The sequence below is a fragment of the Streptomyces sp. NPDC090083 genome (genome assembly GCF_044747445.1).
Classification (GTDB): Bacteria; Actinomycetota; Actinomycetes; order Streptomycetales; family Streptomycetaceae; genus Streptomyces.
Genome location: NZ_JBIVED010000014.1, coordinates 230,164 through 244,666 on the forward strand (window position 1 = coordinate 230,164; position 14,503 = coordinate 244,666).

General features: G+C 71.9%; 10 protein-coding genes and 4 pseudogenes. 6 read left to right on the forward strand and 8 right to left on the reverse strand.

What is annotated here, in order from left to right:
• Positions 1-7 precede the first annotated feature (7 nt).
• On the forward strand, positions 8-607 hold the full coding sequence (locus ACIPTO_RS37085; RefSeq protein ID WP_401199424.1) for a cysteine hydrolase family protein: 600 nt from the start codon (positions 8-10) through the stop codon (positions 605-607).
• A gap of 10 nt (positions 608-617) precedes the next feature.
• Positions 618-1,526 (forward strand): GlxA family transcriptional regulator, encoded by a 909-nt coding sequence (locus tag ACIPTO_RS37090; protein ID WP_401199426.1) that lies wholly within the window; start codon positions 618-620, stop codon positions 1,524-1,526.
• A gap of 64 nt (positions 1,527-1,590) precedes the next feature.
• Here the strand turns inward: ACIPTO_RS37090 and ACIPTO_RS37095 are convergent, their stop codons facing one another.
• Positions 1,591-2,586, reverse strand: coding sequence for a phospholipase D-like domain-containing protein (locus ACIPTO_RS37095; protein ID WP_401199428.1), 996 nt, complete (start codon positions 2,584-2,586; stop codon positions 1,591-1,593).
• A 328-nt stretch (positions 2,587-2,914) separates the two neighbouring features.
• Between ACIPTO_RS37095 and ACIPTO_RS37100 the strand changes: the two are divergent.
• Together ACIPTO_RS37100 and ACIPTO_RS37105 are read left to right on the forward strand one after the other, a co-directional pair.
• Positions 2,915-3,455, forward strand: a pseudogene (locus ACIPTO_RS37100) (FABP family protein).
• A 148-nt stretch (positions 3,456-3,603) separates the two neighbouring features.
• On the forward strand, positions 3,604-5,010 hold the full coding sequence (locus ACIPTO_RS37105; RefSeq protein ID WP_366315386.1) for a condensation domain-containing protein: 1,407 nt from the start codon (positions 3,604-3,606) through the stop codon (positions 5,008-5,010).
• Positions 5,011-5,024: 14 nt separating this feature from the next.
• Here ACIPTO_RS37105 and ACIPTO_RS37110 read toward each other — a convergent pair.
• A pseudogene (locus ACIPTO_RS37110) lies at positions 5,025-5,816 on the reverse strand (ADP-ribosylglycohydrolase family protein); the annotation flags it as partial.
• Between the two features lie 69 nt (positions 5,817-5,885).
• Here ACIPTO_RS37110 and ACIPTO_RS37115 point away from each other — a divergent pair.
• Entirely contained in the window at positions 5,886-6,407 is a 522-nt protein-coding gene (locus ACIPTO_RS37115) for an adenylate kinase (RefSeq protein WP_401199430.1), read from the forward strand.
• A 14-nt stretch (positions 6,408-6,421) separates the two neighbouring features.
• Here ACIPTO_RS37115 and ACIPTO_RS37120 read toward each other — a convergent pair whose 3' ends face one another.
• The 5 genes and pseudogenes from ACIPTO_RS37120 to ACIPTO_RS37140 form a co-directional block, all read right to left on the reverse strand.
• The gene (locus tag ACIPTO_RS37120) at positions 6,422-7,606 is read right to left on the reverse strand and encodes a flavin-dependent monooxygenase (protein ID WP_401199432.1); all 1,185 of its coding nucleotides are present in this window, start codon (positions 7,604-7,606) and stop codon (positions 6,422-6,424) included.
• A gap of 213 nt (positions 7,607-7,819) precedes the next feature.
• A pseudogene (locus ACIPTO_RS37125) lies at positions 7,820-9,103 on the reverse strand (NAD(P)/FAD-dependent oxidoreductase).
• Positions 9,100-9,363 (reverse strand): AAA family ATPase, encoded by a 264-nt coding sequence (locus ACIPTO_RS37130; RefSeq protein WP_401199482.1) that lies wholly within the window; start codon positions 9,361-9,363, stop codon positions 9,100-9,102. Before ACIPTO_RS37130 ends, ACIPTO_RS37125 begins: the two are co-directional and overlap by 4 nt.
• Positions 9,364-9,396: 33 nt before the next feature.
• Positions 9,397-9,893, reverse strand: a pseudogene (locus ACIPTO_RS37135) (ATP-binding cassette domain-containing protein); the annotation flags it as partial.
• Positions 9,890-10,639, reverse strand: a complete 750-nt coding sequence (locus ACIPTO_RS37140) for an amino acid ABC transporter permease (RefSeq protein WP_366315374.1) — start codon at positions 10,637-10,639, stop codon at positions 9,890-9,892. The pseudogene ACIPTO_RS37135 and the gene ACIPTO_RS37140, both read right to left, overlap by 4 nt.
• Between ACIPTO_RS37140 and ACIPTO_RS37145 the strand changes: the two genes are divergently transcribed.
• Positions 10,638-11,894, forward strand: coding sequence for a CdaR family transcriptional regulator (locus ACIPTO_RS37145; RefSeq protein ID WP_401199434.1), 1,257 nt, complete (start codon positions 10,638-10,640; stop codon positions 11,892-11,894). The two genes, ACIPTO_RS37140 and ACIPTO_RS37145, sit on opposite strands and share 2 nt — an antisense overlap.
• 10 nt (positions 11,895-11,904) lie before the next feature.
• Here the strand turns inward: ACIPTO_RS37145 and pepN are convergent, their stop codons facing one another.
• On the reverse strand, positions 11,905-14,340 hold the full coding sequence (gene pepN / locus ACIPTO_RS37150; protein ID WP_401199436.1) for an aminopeptidase N: 2,436 nt from the start codon (positions 14,338-14,340) through the stop codon (positions 11,905-11,907).
• Positions 14,341-14,503 lie beyond the last annotated feature (163 nt).

The window sequence follows — 14,503 nt, forward strand, 5'->3', positions numbered from 1 at the left end:
TGGGGACATGACCCGAGCACTGATCGTCATCGACGTCCAGGAATCCTTCCGCGCCCGCCCGCTGTGGGCGACCATCTCCGACCCGAAGATCGCCGAGCAGGTCGGCCGCCTGGTCCGGCTCGCCCGCCGGGCCGGCGACCTCGTGGTGTGGGTCCTGCACTCCGAGCCCGGCAGCGGCGACGTCTTCGACCCGGCCCTCGGCCACGTCCGGCTGATGGACGAACTGGAGCGCGCCGACGGCGAACCGCTCCTCCACAAGACCTCCCACAACGCCTTCACCACCACCAACCTGCAGCAACTCCTCACCGAACGGGGTGTCCGCGACCTCACCGTCTGCGGCATCCGCACCGAGCAGTGCGTCGAGACCACCACCCGCGTTGCGAGCGACTTCGGCTACCAGGTCACCTTCGTCACCGACGCGACCGCCACCAACCCCATCCCGCACCGCGATGCCCCCGCCGACCAGACCGTCGCCGAACTCCTCGCCGACCCCCGCACCCTCCCCGCCGACGAGGTCGTCCGGCGCACCGAGTACGCCCTCGCCGGCCGCTTCGCCACCATCGCCACGGTCGACGAACTGGAAGCCGCCGCCGCACATCAGGCATGATGACCGGATCGTGAGCAACGTCGTCTTCTTCCTGGTCCCCGGAGTCCACCTGCTGGACCTGGCAGGCCCTGCCCAGGTCTTCTCCACGGCAGCCGACTTCGGGCACCCGTACACGCTCGCCTACGTCGCCGAGCAGCCCCTGGTCACCAGCGCCCAGGGGCTGCCGCTGACGGCGGCGCTCGACTGGCCCGAGCTGGGTCCCGAGGACCTGGTCGTGGTCCCGGGATGGCGTGCCCTCACGCTGGCCGACGCGCCCGCCATCGGCGACCCCGTGCTGCGGGCGCTCCGGGACCACCATGACCGCGGCGGAACCGTGGCCAGCGTGTGCGCCGGGGCCGACGCGCTCGGCCGGGCCGGACTCCTCGACGGCCGCCAGTGCACCACCCACCACGACGTCCAGGACGAACTCGCGCTGCGCCACCCCGAGGCGACCGTCGTCCGCGACGTCCTGTTCACCACCGACGACCGTGTCGTCACCTCGGCCGGCATCGCCAGCGGCATCGACCTCGCCCTGCATCTGATCGCCATGCGCCACGGCCCCGCCACCGCCGCCCAGATCGCCCGGGACATGGTCGTCTACGCCCGTCGCAACGGCCACGAACCGCAGGCCAGCGCGATGCTCCGGCACCGCTCCCACCTCGACGACACGGTGCACCGCGCCCAGGACCTCATCGACACCCGCTTCGACGAGACGCTGCGCCTGCCCGCCCTCGCCACGGCGGTCGGCGTCAGCGAGCGCACCCTCACCCGGCTCTTCGGCCGGGCCACCGGCCTCACTCCGCTGCGCTATCAGCAGACCCTCCGCCTCGAACGCGCCGAGCACCTCATCAGCCACGGCGCCACGATCGACGCCGCCGCACGCTCGGTCGGCTTCGAGGACGCCCGGATGCTGCGCAGACTGCGGTCGCGTACGCCGTGACGGAGGGGTGACGGCAGGCTCCGAGGACTCAGCCCCCGGAGCCTGCCGCCGTCGCGCGAGGGGCCTAGGCGGCCGTACCGCCCGCGTAGTCGCTCTTGAACGTGGTCTCGACGGTGGTGGCGACGGACTGGGCGACGCCCGTGCCGGTGAGGATGATGCCCAACTCGCGGTTGTTGGAGAGGGAGTTGCTGCTGATGTTCATCGAGCCCGCCTCCACCTCCTGAGTGGACAGACCGTAGTCGGCGACCATCGCCTTGGCATGGATGTAGAAGCCGTCGGGGTCGGAGTAGCCCACGACCGTGCCGCCGGCCGCTTTGATCGCGGAGACCTCGCTGGAGTAGTCGGCCGGGGTCTCCAGCACCACCCGCACGGTCACGCCCGCCTTGGCCCGGGCCACGATCGCGTTGACCACCGTGCTGTCGCTGAACTCCAGCTCCTCCACGTCCAGCGTCTTCGTGGCCGCGTTGATCACGGTCAGCAGGCGGCTGCGCGAGTCCGTGGGGGACCAGAGCAGATGGTCGCCGTCCGTCGGCGTGACGGAGGTCCCGGCGTAGTCCGCGGCGAACACCTTCTCGATCGCGGCGACATCACGGGTGTCGTCGGTGAAGACGCCGTAGTCGCGGCCGGTCGCGTAGTACTGCGAGGTCAGATTGCCGGTCAGGACAAGGGACTTGGTGCCGTCCACGGTGATCGTCTTCTGGTGCGTGTAGACGAAGGACGACGGTGACCACACGACACCCACGCCCGCGTTCGTCAGGGCCGTGTACGCCGAGCCGTTCGCGGACTGGTGCGCGCGGTCCAGGACCACCCGCACGGTGACGCCCTTCTTCTCCAGGGCGATCAGGTCGTTGACGGCCGTGGTGTCCTCCAGCTCGTACATCGTCATGTCGAGCGAGGAGGTCGCCGAGTCGATGAAGTCGTAGATGGTCGGCTGTGTGGTGCCGGACTGCGAGAAGGCGAAGGCGGTGTAGGTCGCGGCGTTCGCGGGGACCGCGCTGACGAAGAGGGTGGCGCCTGCTGCCAGCGCGACACCCGCGCGGCCGAGGAATGTCCTCACCATGCATGACTCCTGGTCGAGTTGTTGCCCACGTGGGGGGTGGCGGGCAGGTGCATGACACCACGCGCGTAGAACGCGAGGGAAGAGAGACAGGGTGAACTCACGGCGACCGGCCGCGCGCCGGGGTGGACAGAGGGGACTCCCCGCAGGTGGGGGCCGGTTCATGGGGTCCCCGCGAGGAGGCAAAGACTTCGTAGCGGGCGGACCGGACGGCAACCGGTGACGTGTCGGGGCACACGCGCGGAGCACCTAGGCTTCGCACCGCGTCACGCACTGAATCACGCACCGCGTCACGCACCCGACTCGCGGACCGAACCCAGGAGCGCACCCCGTGTCCCACCTCCCGTACCCCGACGCCCGGCACCCCGGCGAGCACCCCGCCCCCCCACCCGCTCCTCGAACCCGTCCTCGGTCTCCTGGGCCACTGGCGCGGCCGGGGCGAGGGCGAATACCCCACTCTGGAAAGCGACTTCACCTACGCCCAGGAGGTCACCTTCACCCACGACGGCCGTCCCTTCCTCCACTACGAGGCCCGCGCCTGGATCCTCGGCCCCGACGGCACACCCCTGCGCCCGGCGGCCCGCGAGAGCGGCTGGTGGAGGCTGCGGCCCGAGGCCCACATCGAGGCACTGATCACCCAGCCGACCGGCATCGCCGAGATCCTCGTGGGCAGAGCCGCCGCCGGCACGGTGGACCTCGGCACCCACGAGGTGGCCCTCACCCCCACCGCCAAGAAGGTCACCGCCACCCACCGCCGCTACACCCTGACCGGCGAGTCCACGCTCACCTTCGCCCACGACCTGGAAGCCGTGGGACAGCCGCTGCAGCACCACCTCTCCGCGCGACTCCACCGCACGGCTGAAGTGGACTGATCAGAAAGCGTGTTCACGGCGTTGCTTTCCGAATATCCGATCGTTGATCTCCTTATGCAGTGAGCGGTGCCCGAGCGGCATGGAGGCGTGGATCGACAGTGGTGCCCGGCGGCCTCCCGTGGGCAGGCGAACGGAGAGCCCTGTGCGCATGAGTGACCTTCAGCGGTGCGAGATCCGACCCGGACGACTCGTCGAGTGGACGCTGCACCCGACGGCCGTAGGAGCGGCGCGGGCGCTTCCGGACGACGCGCGGCCACCGGCCTACGTGCAGGAGTCCCACATCCGGACCGCGCGCACGGTCCGCGAGGACGGACTGTTCGTGCCGACCTGGATCGGTACCGCCTTCGACATGCCGGGTCGGGTTCGACTCGACGTCCTCCAGGGCGCGTTGCGGTCCTGGATGCTGCGGCACGAGACGCTGCGCAGCGGCTTCCGGTGGGCCGGCGACGAGATGCGCCGCTTCACACTGGACGCCGACGACGTGGCCCTGCACCGCGAGGACGTGGGGGAGTTCGCGGACGCGGGCACGCTGACCCGCTACCTGCAGGACCGTTTCGACGTGGCGGCGGACGCGCTCACCTGGCCCAACTTCCTTTTCGCGGCGGTCGTCCGCGACGAGGGCACCAGCGTCTACCTGGCCTTCGACCACAGCAACGTCGACGCCTACTCCCTCCACCGCATCGCGGGCGAGGTCCACGAGCTGTACGCGGCGGGACTCGCCGGGGAGTCGGTCGAGGCGCCTCCCGTCGCCAGTTACATCGACTTCTGCGCGGGCGAGCGGACCGACGCCGACCAGATCGACGACACCCACACCGTCGTCTCCCGCTGGCGCGAGTTCATCGCCCGCTGCGACGGCAAGCTGCCGAACTTCCCCGTCGAGCTCGGCCTCGACCCCGAAGGACCGCTGCCCACACAGAAGTTCCTCCAGGAGATGCTCGTCGACGACATCGACGCGGCGGCCTTCGAGGCGTACTGCCGGCCCTACGGCGGAAGCCTCGTCGGCGTCCTCGCGGCCGTCGCGCTGGCCGCGCGCGAGATCAGCGGCCTCGACGTGTACCGCACCGTCGTCCCCTTCCACACCCGCGCCAAGTCCCGCTGGGCCGACTCGGTCGGCTGGTACGTGGGCGGCGCGCCGGTCGAGATCCCCGTCGAGCACGCCACCGGCTTCGACGACGCCCTGCGCATGGTCCGCGCCACCCTCCGCGAGAACCGCCCGCTGGCCCGCATGCCCATCGCCCGCGTCCTGCGCCTGCTCGGCGCCGACTTCCGGCCCACGTCCCCCGACCTGTACTCGATCGTCTCCTACGTCGACTCGCGCGCCCTGCCCGGCTCGGAGCGCTGGCAGGAACTGAAGGCGTACGGACTGATCCGGGTGTCGTACGGCGACCAGGTGTGCGCCTGGGTGACCCGGGTCCACGAGGGACTGCAGTTCGCGTGCCGCATCCCGGACAACGTCATCGCGGACAAGAACATGCGGCTGTGCATGGAACTGGTGCGGGAGCACGTCGTCGCGGCGGCCCGGCAGGCCCTGCCCGCGACGGTCGGCCCCGCCTAGCGGCGGACCGTCGCCTACACGGTGCTCGCGGCGAGCGCGTCCCAGCCGCTCCGGGCCGGGATCGCCTCGCACGCGTGCCGCCACGCGGACGGGATGCCGGAGGTGCCGGTGCGGGCCGCGACGACGCCTCCGGCGATGGCACAGGTCGTGTCCCGGTCGCCCCATCCGGCGACGGTCTGCCACAACGCCTCGGGCAGATCGTCGAGTTGACCCGCGGCGGACCACAGGGCGAACGGCACGGTGTCCGGAGCGGAGATGAGCGTCCCCGAGCCCAGCACGGACGCCGCGTGCCGTACCGAGGTCCGTCCGGGGAAGTCCGCGGCGACCCGCAGACCGGAGCGGACATCGCTCCGCGGCACGTGCGAGGCGACCTCCCGGAGGAACTCGGCGCGCGGGGCGGCCGGTTGACCCGCACCGGCGGCGGCCAGCGCGGCGGCGACCGCCACGGCCACCGCCCCCGCGACGGCCTCCGGGTGCGCGTGGGTGGTCAGCGCGGACAGCCGGGCCTGCTCGGCGGCACCCTTCAGGCCGTCCCGGAACCAGGCCCCGAGCGGGGCGACCCGCATCGCGGCACCGTTGCCGTAGGACCCCTGCCCGCCGAACTGCCCTGTGGTGACGGTCCGCCAGTCCTCGCCGTCGCCGATCCTGCGCAGGATGCCGTGCATGGACGGGCCGTACCCCCGATTCGGGTCGCGCTCGTACTCCGCGGCGAACTCCCGTGCCAGCGCGCCCGGTCGGACCTCGCCATGAGCCATCAGGTGGGCGAACAGGACGAACGCCATGGCCGAGTCGTCCGTCCACGCCCACCTGATGGCTCATGGCGGGGCTCCTGTCGATGATCGCCGGGTGCGGCCCATCGTAGTTAAGGTGCGGGGATGGAACGGATCTTGGTGGTCGGATCGACGGGCGCGGGCAAGTCGACGCTCGCGCAGGCTGTGGGGGAGCGGCTCGGTGTGCCGTACCACGAGATGGACGCGCTGTACTTCAACGGCCCCAACTGGGCTGTCAACCAAGGCCTGACCGACGACGTCCTGCGGCTCACCTCCGCACCCCGCTGGATCATCGACTCGATCGGCTCGCCCGAAGTGCGGGACCTGCTCTGGGATAAGGCCGACACGGTGCTCTGGCTGGACTACCCGCGACGCGTGATCATGCCGCGCGTGCTGCGTCGTTCGCTGTGGCGGACGGTCACCCGGGAGAGCGTCTTCGGCGGCAACAGGGAGACGTGGGCGGGATGGTTCAGCCGGGAGCACCCCGCCTGGTGGGCCTGGTCGCAGTACGCGGCCCGGCGCCGCGAGATCGGACACCGGACCGCTGACCCGCGCTTCGCACCGCTCACCACACGCCGCTTCGCCCGACCCGCCGACACCGAGGCCTGGTTGGCGTCCCTGGGCTGAGGCGCCCGGGCCGCTCAGAGGAACGGCGTGCCCGCGTCGAGACCGGACAGGACCCGGCCGTACAGCTCCAGGTTGGTGGCCGGGTTGACGAAGGAGTGCAGGTTGAGCGCGTACAGGTCGCGTACCGCACGCTGGATCGGGACGTCCCGGTGCAGCGAGGACGCCCCGGACGCGGAGGCGATGAGGTCCACGGCCTCCTTGCACAGCCGGGCCGCGTAGCCGCTCTGCGCCCGGATCTCGGCCCGGTCCGCCTGCGTGTAGGGACGGCCGTTCTCGGCGGCGGTCTCGATGCGGGCGACGAAGTCGCGGGCGAGCAGCTCGGCGCAGGAGATCTTCATCGCCGCCTCGGCGATCTGCAGATGCGTGACGCCCGCCTCGTACTGCCGCTCGTGGAAGGTGTAGGTGATGCCCCGCTGATGGATCCGCTCGGAGAACTCCGCGAGCGCCGCCCGGGCCGGGCCCAGCGCGTTCGGCGCGGTCCAGGCGCAGAACAGCATCAGGACCGGCATCCGGTAGAAGGGGTCGTCGGCGTTGGCCTTCGACGGGAAGTCGCCGGCCAGCAGCGGGCCGACGGGCAGGACGCGGTGCGCCGGCACGAACACGTCCCGCGCGACCACGCTGTTGCTGCCGCTCCCGGCCAGCCCCGAGACATGCCAGTCGTCGAGGATCTCCAGCTCGGACATCGGTACGGCGGTCCACAGCAGTTCGGGCGGGCCCCCGGCGGACTGGACCCGGACCGTCAGCAGATGCCAGTCGGCGCTCCGGCACCCGGTGGCGAAACCCGAGGTGCCGTTGACGACGTAGCCGCCGTCCGTGGCGACCGCGACCGCGTCCGGGACCAGCGTGCCGCCGACCCGCACGTCGGGGCCGGTGAAGATCTCGTCCTGTGCCTCGTCGGGGAAGAGCGCGGCGATGTACGCGCACCCGGCCTGGATCAGCGCCACGAAGCCCGAGGAGCCGCACCCGGCGGCGATCTCGCTCACCACCTCGACCTGTGTGCTCAGCCGGCTCTGGTAACCGCCGTACCGCCGGGGGACGTTCATGCGGAACACCCCGGCGTCCGTCAGCGCCGACACCACTTCCTCCGTCACCCTTCCCTCCTGCTCGGTGCGCAACGCGTGCTCACGGAGGAGGGGTTGGAGCGCCCTCACGCGTGCTACGAGACCAGCGGCTGACGGGGACGCTGAGGACGGAGCCATGGACGACCTCCGGACGCGGGAGCCCTCACCGTGACGCGGATCGGATGAGGTGTCAACGCCCGTGTCGACAGGGGCCGTTCAGGGACGAGGGAGCGACGAACGGGAGTGGCCGGGAGGCCCGCTCTCCGGTCTGTGCGGGCCTCCCGACGCGTCGTTCACCTTCACCGCTCCGCTCTCGCACGCCTGGCGCCGATCCGGTGCCGGCCGGAGCGGCTACGCCCTCGCCCAGGGTCCTCGGCCGAACCGGAACGGTGCGAGGACGTCGGGGCGACGGCCGGTGCGGAGGTACTCGGCGAGGGCGTGACCGGTGACCGGGCCCAGGGTCACGCCGAGCATGCCGTGTCCCGTCGCCGCGAACGCGTTGTCGTGCCCGGGGACGCGGTCGATGACCGGCAGCCCGTCCGGCAGGAAGGGGCGCCCGCCCACCCAGGGATCGCGGATGAGGCTCACCAGGTCGTCCGGGTCGTCGAACCAGTGGCCCAGATAGTGCCGGCTGGCGAGTGCCACCGCGACGATCCGGCGCCAGTCGAGACGGTTGTTGTTGCCGCTCAGTTCCATCGTGCCGCCGATCCGCGTGGTGGGCCCGATCGGCGAGGCCACGGCCCTGCGCTCGCCGAAGTACAGCGTGTGCCGGGGGGCCGGATCGAGGTCGACCGAGAAGCTGTAGCCCTTCCCGGCCTGCAGGGGCAGCGGATGGCCGAGCGAGCCGAGCAGGTCCGTGGAGCGCGTCCCGGCCGCGATGACGGAGGCCGAGCGCGGGATCTCCCCGGCCGCGGTGCGCAGCGCGGTGACCCGGCCGCCCTGGGTACGGAACCCGGTGGCCTCCGTGTTCTCGTGGATCTTCACCCCGGACGCGGTGAGCGCCTCGCCCAGGGCGCGGGCGAACGCCTCCGGATCGACCACGCCCTCGCCGTCCACGAGATAGGCGGCACTGACCCGGTCGGACAGCGCCGGGTCGAGCCGTCGGGCCTCGTCGCCGGTGACCACGTCGTCCGGCATCGGGTAGCGGCCGTGCGCCATCTGCCGCTGGACGGCGAGATGGTGGCGGGCCTCGGCGGGGGAGAGGAACGCGTGCACCATGCCGGGCCTGGTGAGGCTCGTCTCCACTCCGGCCGCGCGCAGCCCGTCGAAGAGGTCGAACGTGGTGCGGTTCAGCTCCGCGATCGCCGTGTAGCCGCGCCGGAACGCGGGCGGGGCGCTGCTGCGCCAGAATCGCCACAGCCACCGGACGAACGCCGGATCGGGCATCGGCCGTAGGTACAGCGGCGAGTCCGGGCGGCCCAGGGAGCGGAGCGCCTAGCGCACCACGCCGGGCGCGGGCACCGGCGTCGAGTGGCTGAGACAGACCCAGCCCGCGTTCCCGCGGGACGCCCCCGAACCCAGTGCGCGCCGCTCGACGACCTCCACCTCCAGGCCTGCCGCCGCCAGGTAGTAGGCCGTGCACAGTCCCACGACACCGCCGCCGACCACGACCACCGGACCACCGGGCCGGGTCATGACGCGGAGCCGTAGGCCGCGAGGAACGCACGGGTGCGGGCCTGTCGCGGATCGTCGATGACCTGCTGCGGTCGGCCCTCCTCCACGATCCGGCCGCCGTCGACGAAGACGACACGGTCGGACACCTCGCGGGCGAAGGGGAGTTCATGCGTGACCAGCAACATCGTCATGCCGTCGGCGGCCAGTTCACGCATCACGCGCAGCACCTCACGGGTCGCCTCCGGGTCCAGGGACGAGGTGGGTTCGTCGAACAGCAGCACCTCGGGCCTGAGCGCCAACGCCCGTGCGATGGCGACGCGTTGCTGCTCGCCGCCGGACAGCCGGTCGGGCAGGGCGAGAGCCCTGTGGGCCACCCCGACCCGGCGCAGCAGGGCGACGGCCCGCTCCAGGGCCTCCGACTCCGGTACACCGGCCTTGCGTTGGGCCACGACGACGTTCTCCACCGCCGTGAGATGCGGGAAGAGGTTCAAACGCTGGAAGACCATGCCGACCGTCCGGCGCAGCCCGGGCAGGTCGCGGCAGACCGTACGGCCGCCGCGGTGCACCACCTCCCCGGCGACCTCCACCGTGCCCGGTCGGGCCGTTCCAGCAGGTTCACACAGCGCATCAGCGTCGTCTTGCCGCCGCCGCTCTGCCCGATGACGCTGACGATCCGGCCGCGGTCGACCGCGAGACCGACGTCGTCGAGCACGAGCCGCCCGTCGAAGGACTTGCTCAGCCCCTCGATCCGGACGACCGCGTCCGCGTGGGCGGTCGGATGGGCCTCGGCTGTGGTGACAGGCTCGGTCATACGGTCGACTCCTTCGGGTTCGCGCCGAGGTCGGCGGCGAGCAGCGCGCGGGCCGCCCGCACTCTGCGCCGCCGCCGGGGAGACAGGGGAACGCCCGCCCGGACCTTCCGCTCCAGCAGCAGGAGGAGCTGGGAGAGCGGGTAGCACAGCGCGAAGTAGATGGCGGAGATGACCAGATACACCTCCAGTGCGCGGAAGGTGGCCGAGGTGATGAGCCGGCCCTCCGACATCAGCTCGGCGGCGGACACCGTGACCAGGAGGGAGGTGGACTTCAGCAGATCCACCAGCATGGTGTTGGTACCGGCCAGCGCCTGCCGGACCGCCTGCGGCAGCACGATGTGGACGAAGATCCCGGCCTTCCCGATGCCCAGTGCCTCACCGGCCTCGGTCTGCCCCTCGTGCACCCCGCTGATCGAGGCCCGGAAGATCTCGGACAGATAGGCGGCGTAGAAGACCACGAGGCTCAGACATCCGGCGGTGAACACGTCCAGCCGGATGCCCGCCGAGGCCAGACCGAAGTAGGTCAGGAAGATGATCGCGAGGAGGGGGATGTTCTTGAAGAGCTCCGTGTAGACGGCCGCGAGGGCACGCGCCGGCCAGGCTCTGCTGAGCCGCAGCAGCGCCACCACCAGACCCAGCAGCACCGCGCCGACGAAGCTGACCACCGTGTACGAGATCGTCCGCCACAGCGCGTCGACGAGGTCGGAACGGTAGTCGGACCAGGGGACTTGGAAGAGACCCGACATGTCAGCGCCTCACTTCCCGATGGACGGCGGCGTCCAGTCGTTCGGCCGGTCCACACCGCGCCAGGAGGAAAACCCCGTGCTCAGCCCGTCACTCGCCCAGGAGATCGCCGGCGACACCACGGCCGTCATCGGCTTCAACGTGCTGATCACGGACGCCGAGGGCATCGTCATCGGCAGCGGTGACAGCAGTCGCGTCGGCAGCTTCCACGAGGCCTCCGTGGACGTCGTCCGCACGAAGGAACCGGCCACCCACAGCGCCTCCCAGGCACAGCAACTGCGCGGAGTGCGCCCGGGAGTCACCCTTCCGCTGATCACCAACGGGCAGGCCGTCGGCACGGTCGGCATCACCGGCACACCCGGTCAGGTCCGCCGCTTCGGACTGCTCGTGAAACGCCAGACGGAGATCCTGCTCCGCGAGTCCGTGATGCTGCGCTCCCGGCTGCTCGCGGAACGGGCCGCCGAGAAACTCCTCGCCGACATCGCGTCCTACGATCCCCAGGTCGTCGAGGGCGACTTCCTCGTGTTCCGTGCCGCCGAACTCGGCTACGACCTGCGTCTGCGCCGGGTCGCCGTGGCCTTCGAAGTGACCGTGCCGCATCCCGTGCCGCGCCGGCAGGGCGGCACCCAGAGCCGGGACATGGCGCTTGTCCGCTCCGAACTCCTGCGTACCGTCGGGGAGTTCTTCGCCGACCCGCAGGACATCGTCGCCTCCACCGCGCCCGGCTGGATCGGTGTCCTGCACCGGCTGCCCGCCGGACGCTCCACCGCCTCCCTCGTCGCCGACTGCCGCCGGGTCACCGAACTCGTCGCCGCCCAGGACGGCCTCGTGGCCCGCGCCGGCATCGGCGAGGCGGCCACCGCCGTCGGCGGCCTGCACGACTCCTACCAGGACGCGTGCGACGCGCTGCGCCTCGGCGCCCGGTTCGCCGGCACCGATCCCGTGCAGCGGATCACCGACCTGCGGGTCCACCAGATGGTGTCCGCGGTGAGCCAGTCCGCCCGCAGCCGGCTGCTGGAACTCACCGCCACCGAACTGCGCGCCCAGCCGGACTGGCCGGCCCTGCGCGACACGGTCACCGCCTGGTGCGAGGGCGGCTTCAACCTCGTCCGCACCGCCGAGACCCTGCACATCCACCGCAACACCGTCGTCTACCGGATGAACAAGATCGAGCAGATCACCGGCCGTACGCTGCGGGAGTACCGGACGGCCATGGCGCTGTACCTCGCGTGCCTGGCCGACCGGCTCGGGGGCTGACGGCGTCCGATCAGGGCTTCGCCGTCCGGGCGTGCAGCATGCGGCCCACCTCGTCGGAGCGCTCCAGAAGGGTCGTACGGACCACCGGAGCCGCCTCGCCGGACACCTCGCGGGCCCGCTCGATGTACGTCGGGTCGATGCCGTGCAGCGGGAAGAGCCGGTGCGTGTAGCTCATGGCTGGGATCATGCCGCCCTGGTGGAGCTTCGGGACCGCCTCCAAGTAGCGCTCGGCGTACGGCGCGAGCAGTCCGTCCTGGCCGGGGCGCCAGAAGGCCGACGCCACCTGGCCGACGAAGGTGACGGGCACCGACCGGTCCACGACCAGCCGCTGCCAGACCTCCGCCTTCGCCGCCGCGTCGGGCAGCGCGGCCCGTACGACGAGGGCGCGGACCCAGGCGTCCGGGTTCGGGTCACGGGCGAGCAGGAGGCCGGACTCCGCGGTGATGTCGCCGCCCAGCTCCGCCTCGCGGATCAGCGCGCGCCAGCGCAGGTCCACGTCGTCGCCCGCCTGTTCGCGGAGCCAGCCGAGATCGTCCGCGGTCGTCGCCGTACGGGCCAGCCCGCGCAGCGCGACCTGGCGGCGGCCGGGGTCCGCGACGAGGTCGCGGCAGACCGCCGCCACCGCCGCCGACAGGCCGTCGCGCTCGGCGGGCGGCGCCCACAGTTCCGCGATGTTCGCGGACAGGGTCAGATACGGCTCGATCACCGCGTCGGACGTCTCGGCCGCCAGCACCGAGGTGAGGCAACGGCCGGCCTCCGCCGCCGTGGCCTCGCCGGTGGTGAGCATGTCCCACACGGTGGCCGCGGCCACGCCCCGCGAGATCGCCGAGGGAAGCCGGGCCGCCGCACGGAAGAGGGCGTCCCTGGTGGCGGGGTCCGGGCGGGTCGTCGCGAAGGTCAGGTCGCCGTCGTTGACCAGCAGGACGTCCGCGTCGGCCGGGAGGCCGGTGACGGGGGTGCGGGGTTCCGTCACCTCGACCCGCACCAGCGCCTCGCGTTCCAGCGCGTCGCCGTTCCTCGTGTACGCCCCCACCGCGAGCACCTGCGGTCGCGGCGTGCCCGCGGCCACCAGCGTGACCGTGCCGCCGTCGCGCTCCAGGGTGAAACGGTCGGTGCCCGCCGTCGCCAGCCAGGCCGTCCGCCAGGTGGCCAGGTCGCGGCCACTGGCCTCCGCGAGGGCGTCGATCAGGTCCTGGAGCGTGGTGTTGCCCCAGGCATGGCGGGCGAAGTAGGCGGCCATGCCGGTCTTGAAGCGCTCTTCGCCGACGTACGTCATGAGCTGCTGGAGGACGGAGGCGCCCTTGGGATAGGTGATGTTGTCGAAGATCGACGCGGCCTGGGCGACGTCGTGGATGGGCTGGTGGATCGGGTGCGAGGCGGGGCCCTGGTCGGACAGGTACGCGCTGATCTTGCCGATCATCAGGTGACTGGCCCACGCGTCGGTGTGCCGGGTGGCGCGCTCCGCCGCCCAGTGGCAGGCGAACTCCGCGAACGCCTCGTTCAGCCACAGATCGTCCCACCAGCGCATGGTGACGATGTTGCCGAACCACATGTGTGCCATCTCGTGCAGCAGCACCCGTGCCAGCAGGCCCTGTTCGGCGGGGGTCGGGGCGGCCCGCTGGAGGAACGCGTCCGACCAGGTCACACAGCCGTAGTTCTCCATGGCCCCGCCGAACTCGGGCATGAACACCTGGTCGTAGCGGCGCTGCGGGAACGGCATCGCGAAGACCTCGCCGTAGAAGGCGAGGCCCTGGGCGGTGAGGGTGAAGATGTCGTCGGCGTCGCGGTCGAGGATCGCGGCGAGTGAACGGCGGGCGTACAGGCCCAGGTCGTGGCCGTCGGTCTCGCGGCGCACCTCGTGGAAGGGGCCCGCGTTGATGACCGTGTTGTACACGGACAGGGGCGGGGTGTCCGGGAAGGTCCACCGGCGGCCCGTCTCCACCGACTCCACCCGGGCGTCACCGGAGTTGCTGGTGACGGTCCAGTCGGCCGGGGCCGTGACGGTGAAGGCGTGCGGGGCCTTGAGGTCCGGCTGGTCGAAGCACGCCCAAACGAAGCGGGCCTCGTCCGGCTCGAAGCTCATCCACAGGTAGACCTCGCCGTCGGCGGGGTCCGTCGCCTTGTGGACGCCCTCACCGGCGGTCGTGTCGGCCTGCACGCTCTCCACCCGCAGGACGTTCCGCCCGGCCAGGTCCGGGAGGCGGATCCGCCCGTCCTCGGCGGGTTCGAGGGCGACGCCGTTCAGCGTGGCCCCGAGCACCTGGGCCGCACAGTCCACGAACGTCTCCGCGCCCGGCTCGCGACACGTGAACGCCACGGTGGAGACCGAGCGGACCTCAGGACCGTCGGGCAGCGCGGTCAGGTCGACGGCCACGTCGTACCGCTCGACCGCGATCAGTTCGGCCCGGCGCTCGGCCTCGACGCGGGTCAGGCTTCGGATCCCCATGTGTACTCCCTCGGCAGACAGCGGCCGTCAGCCTACGACGGGGGACCGGCCGGGAGCGCGGGGGTTTTCCGGGGTGTCACGGGCGGCGGCCCGGCCCGGTGCCGGCCCCGCCCGGCCGCCGGACCGCGCGCCGCCGCCCCCGTCGCACCACCGCCCTCGACCG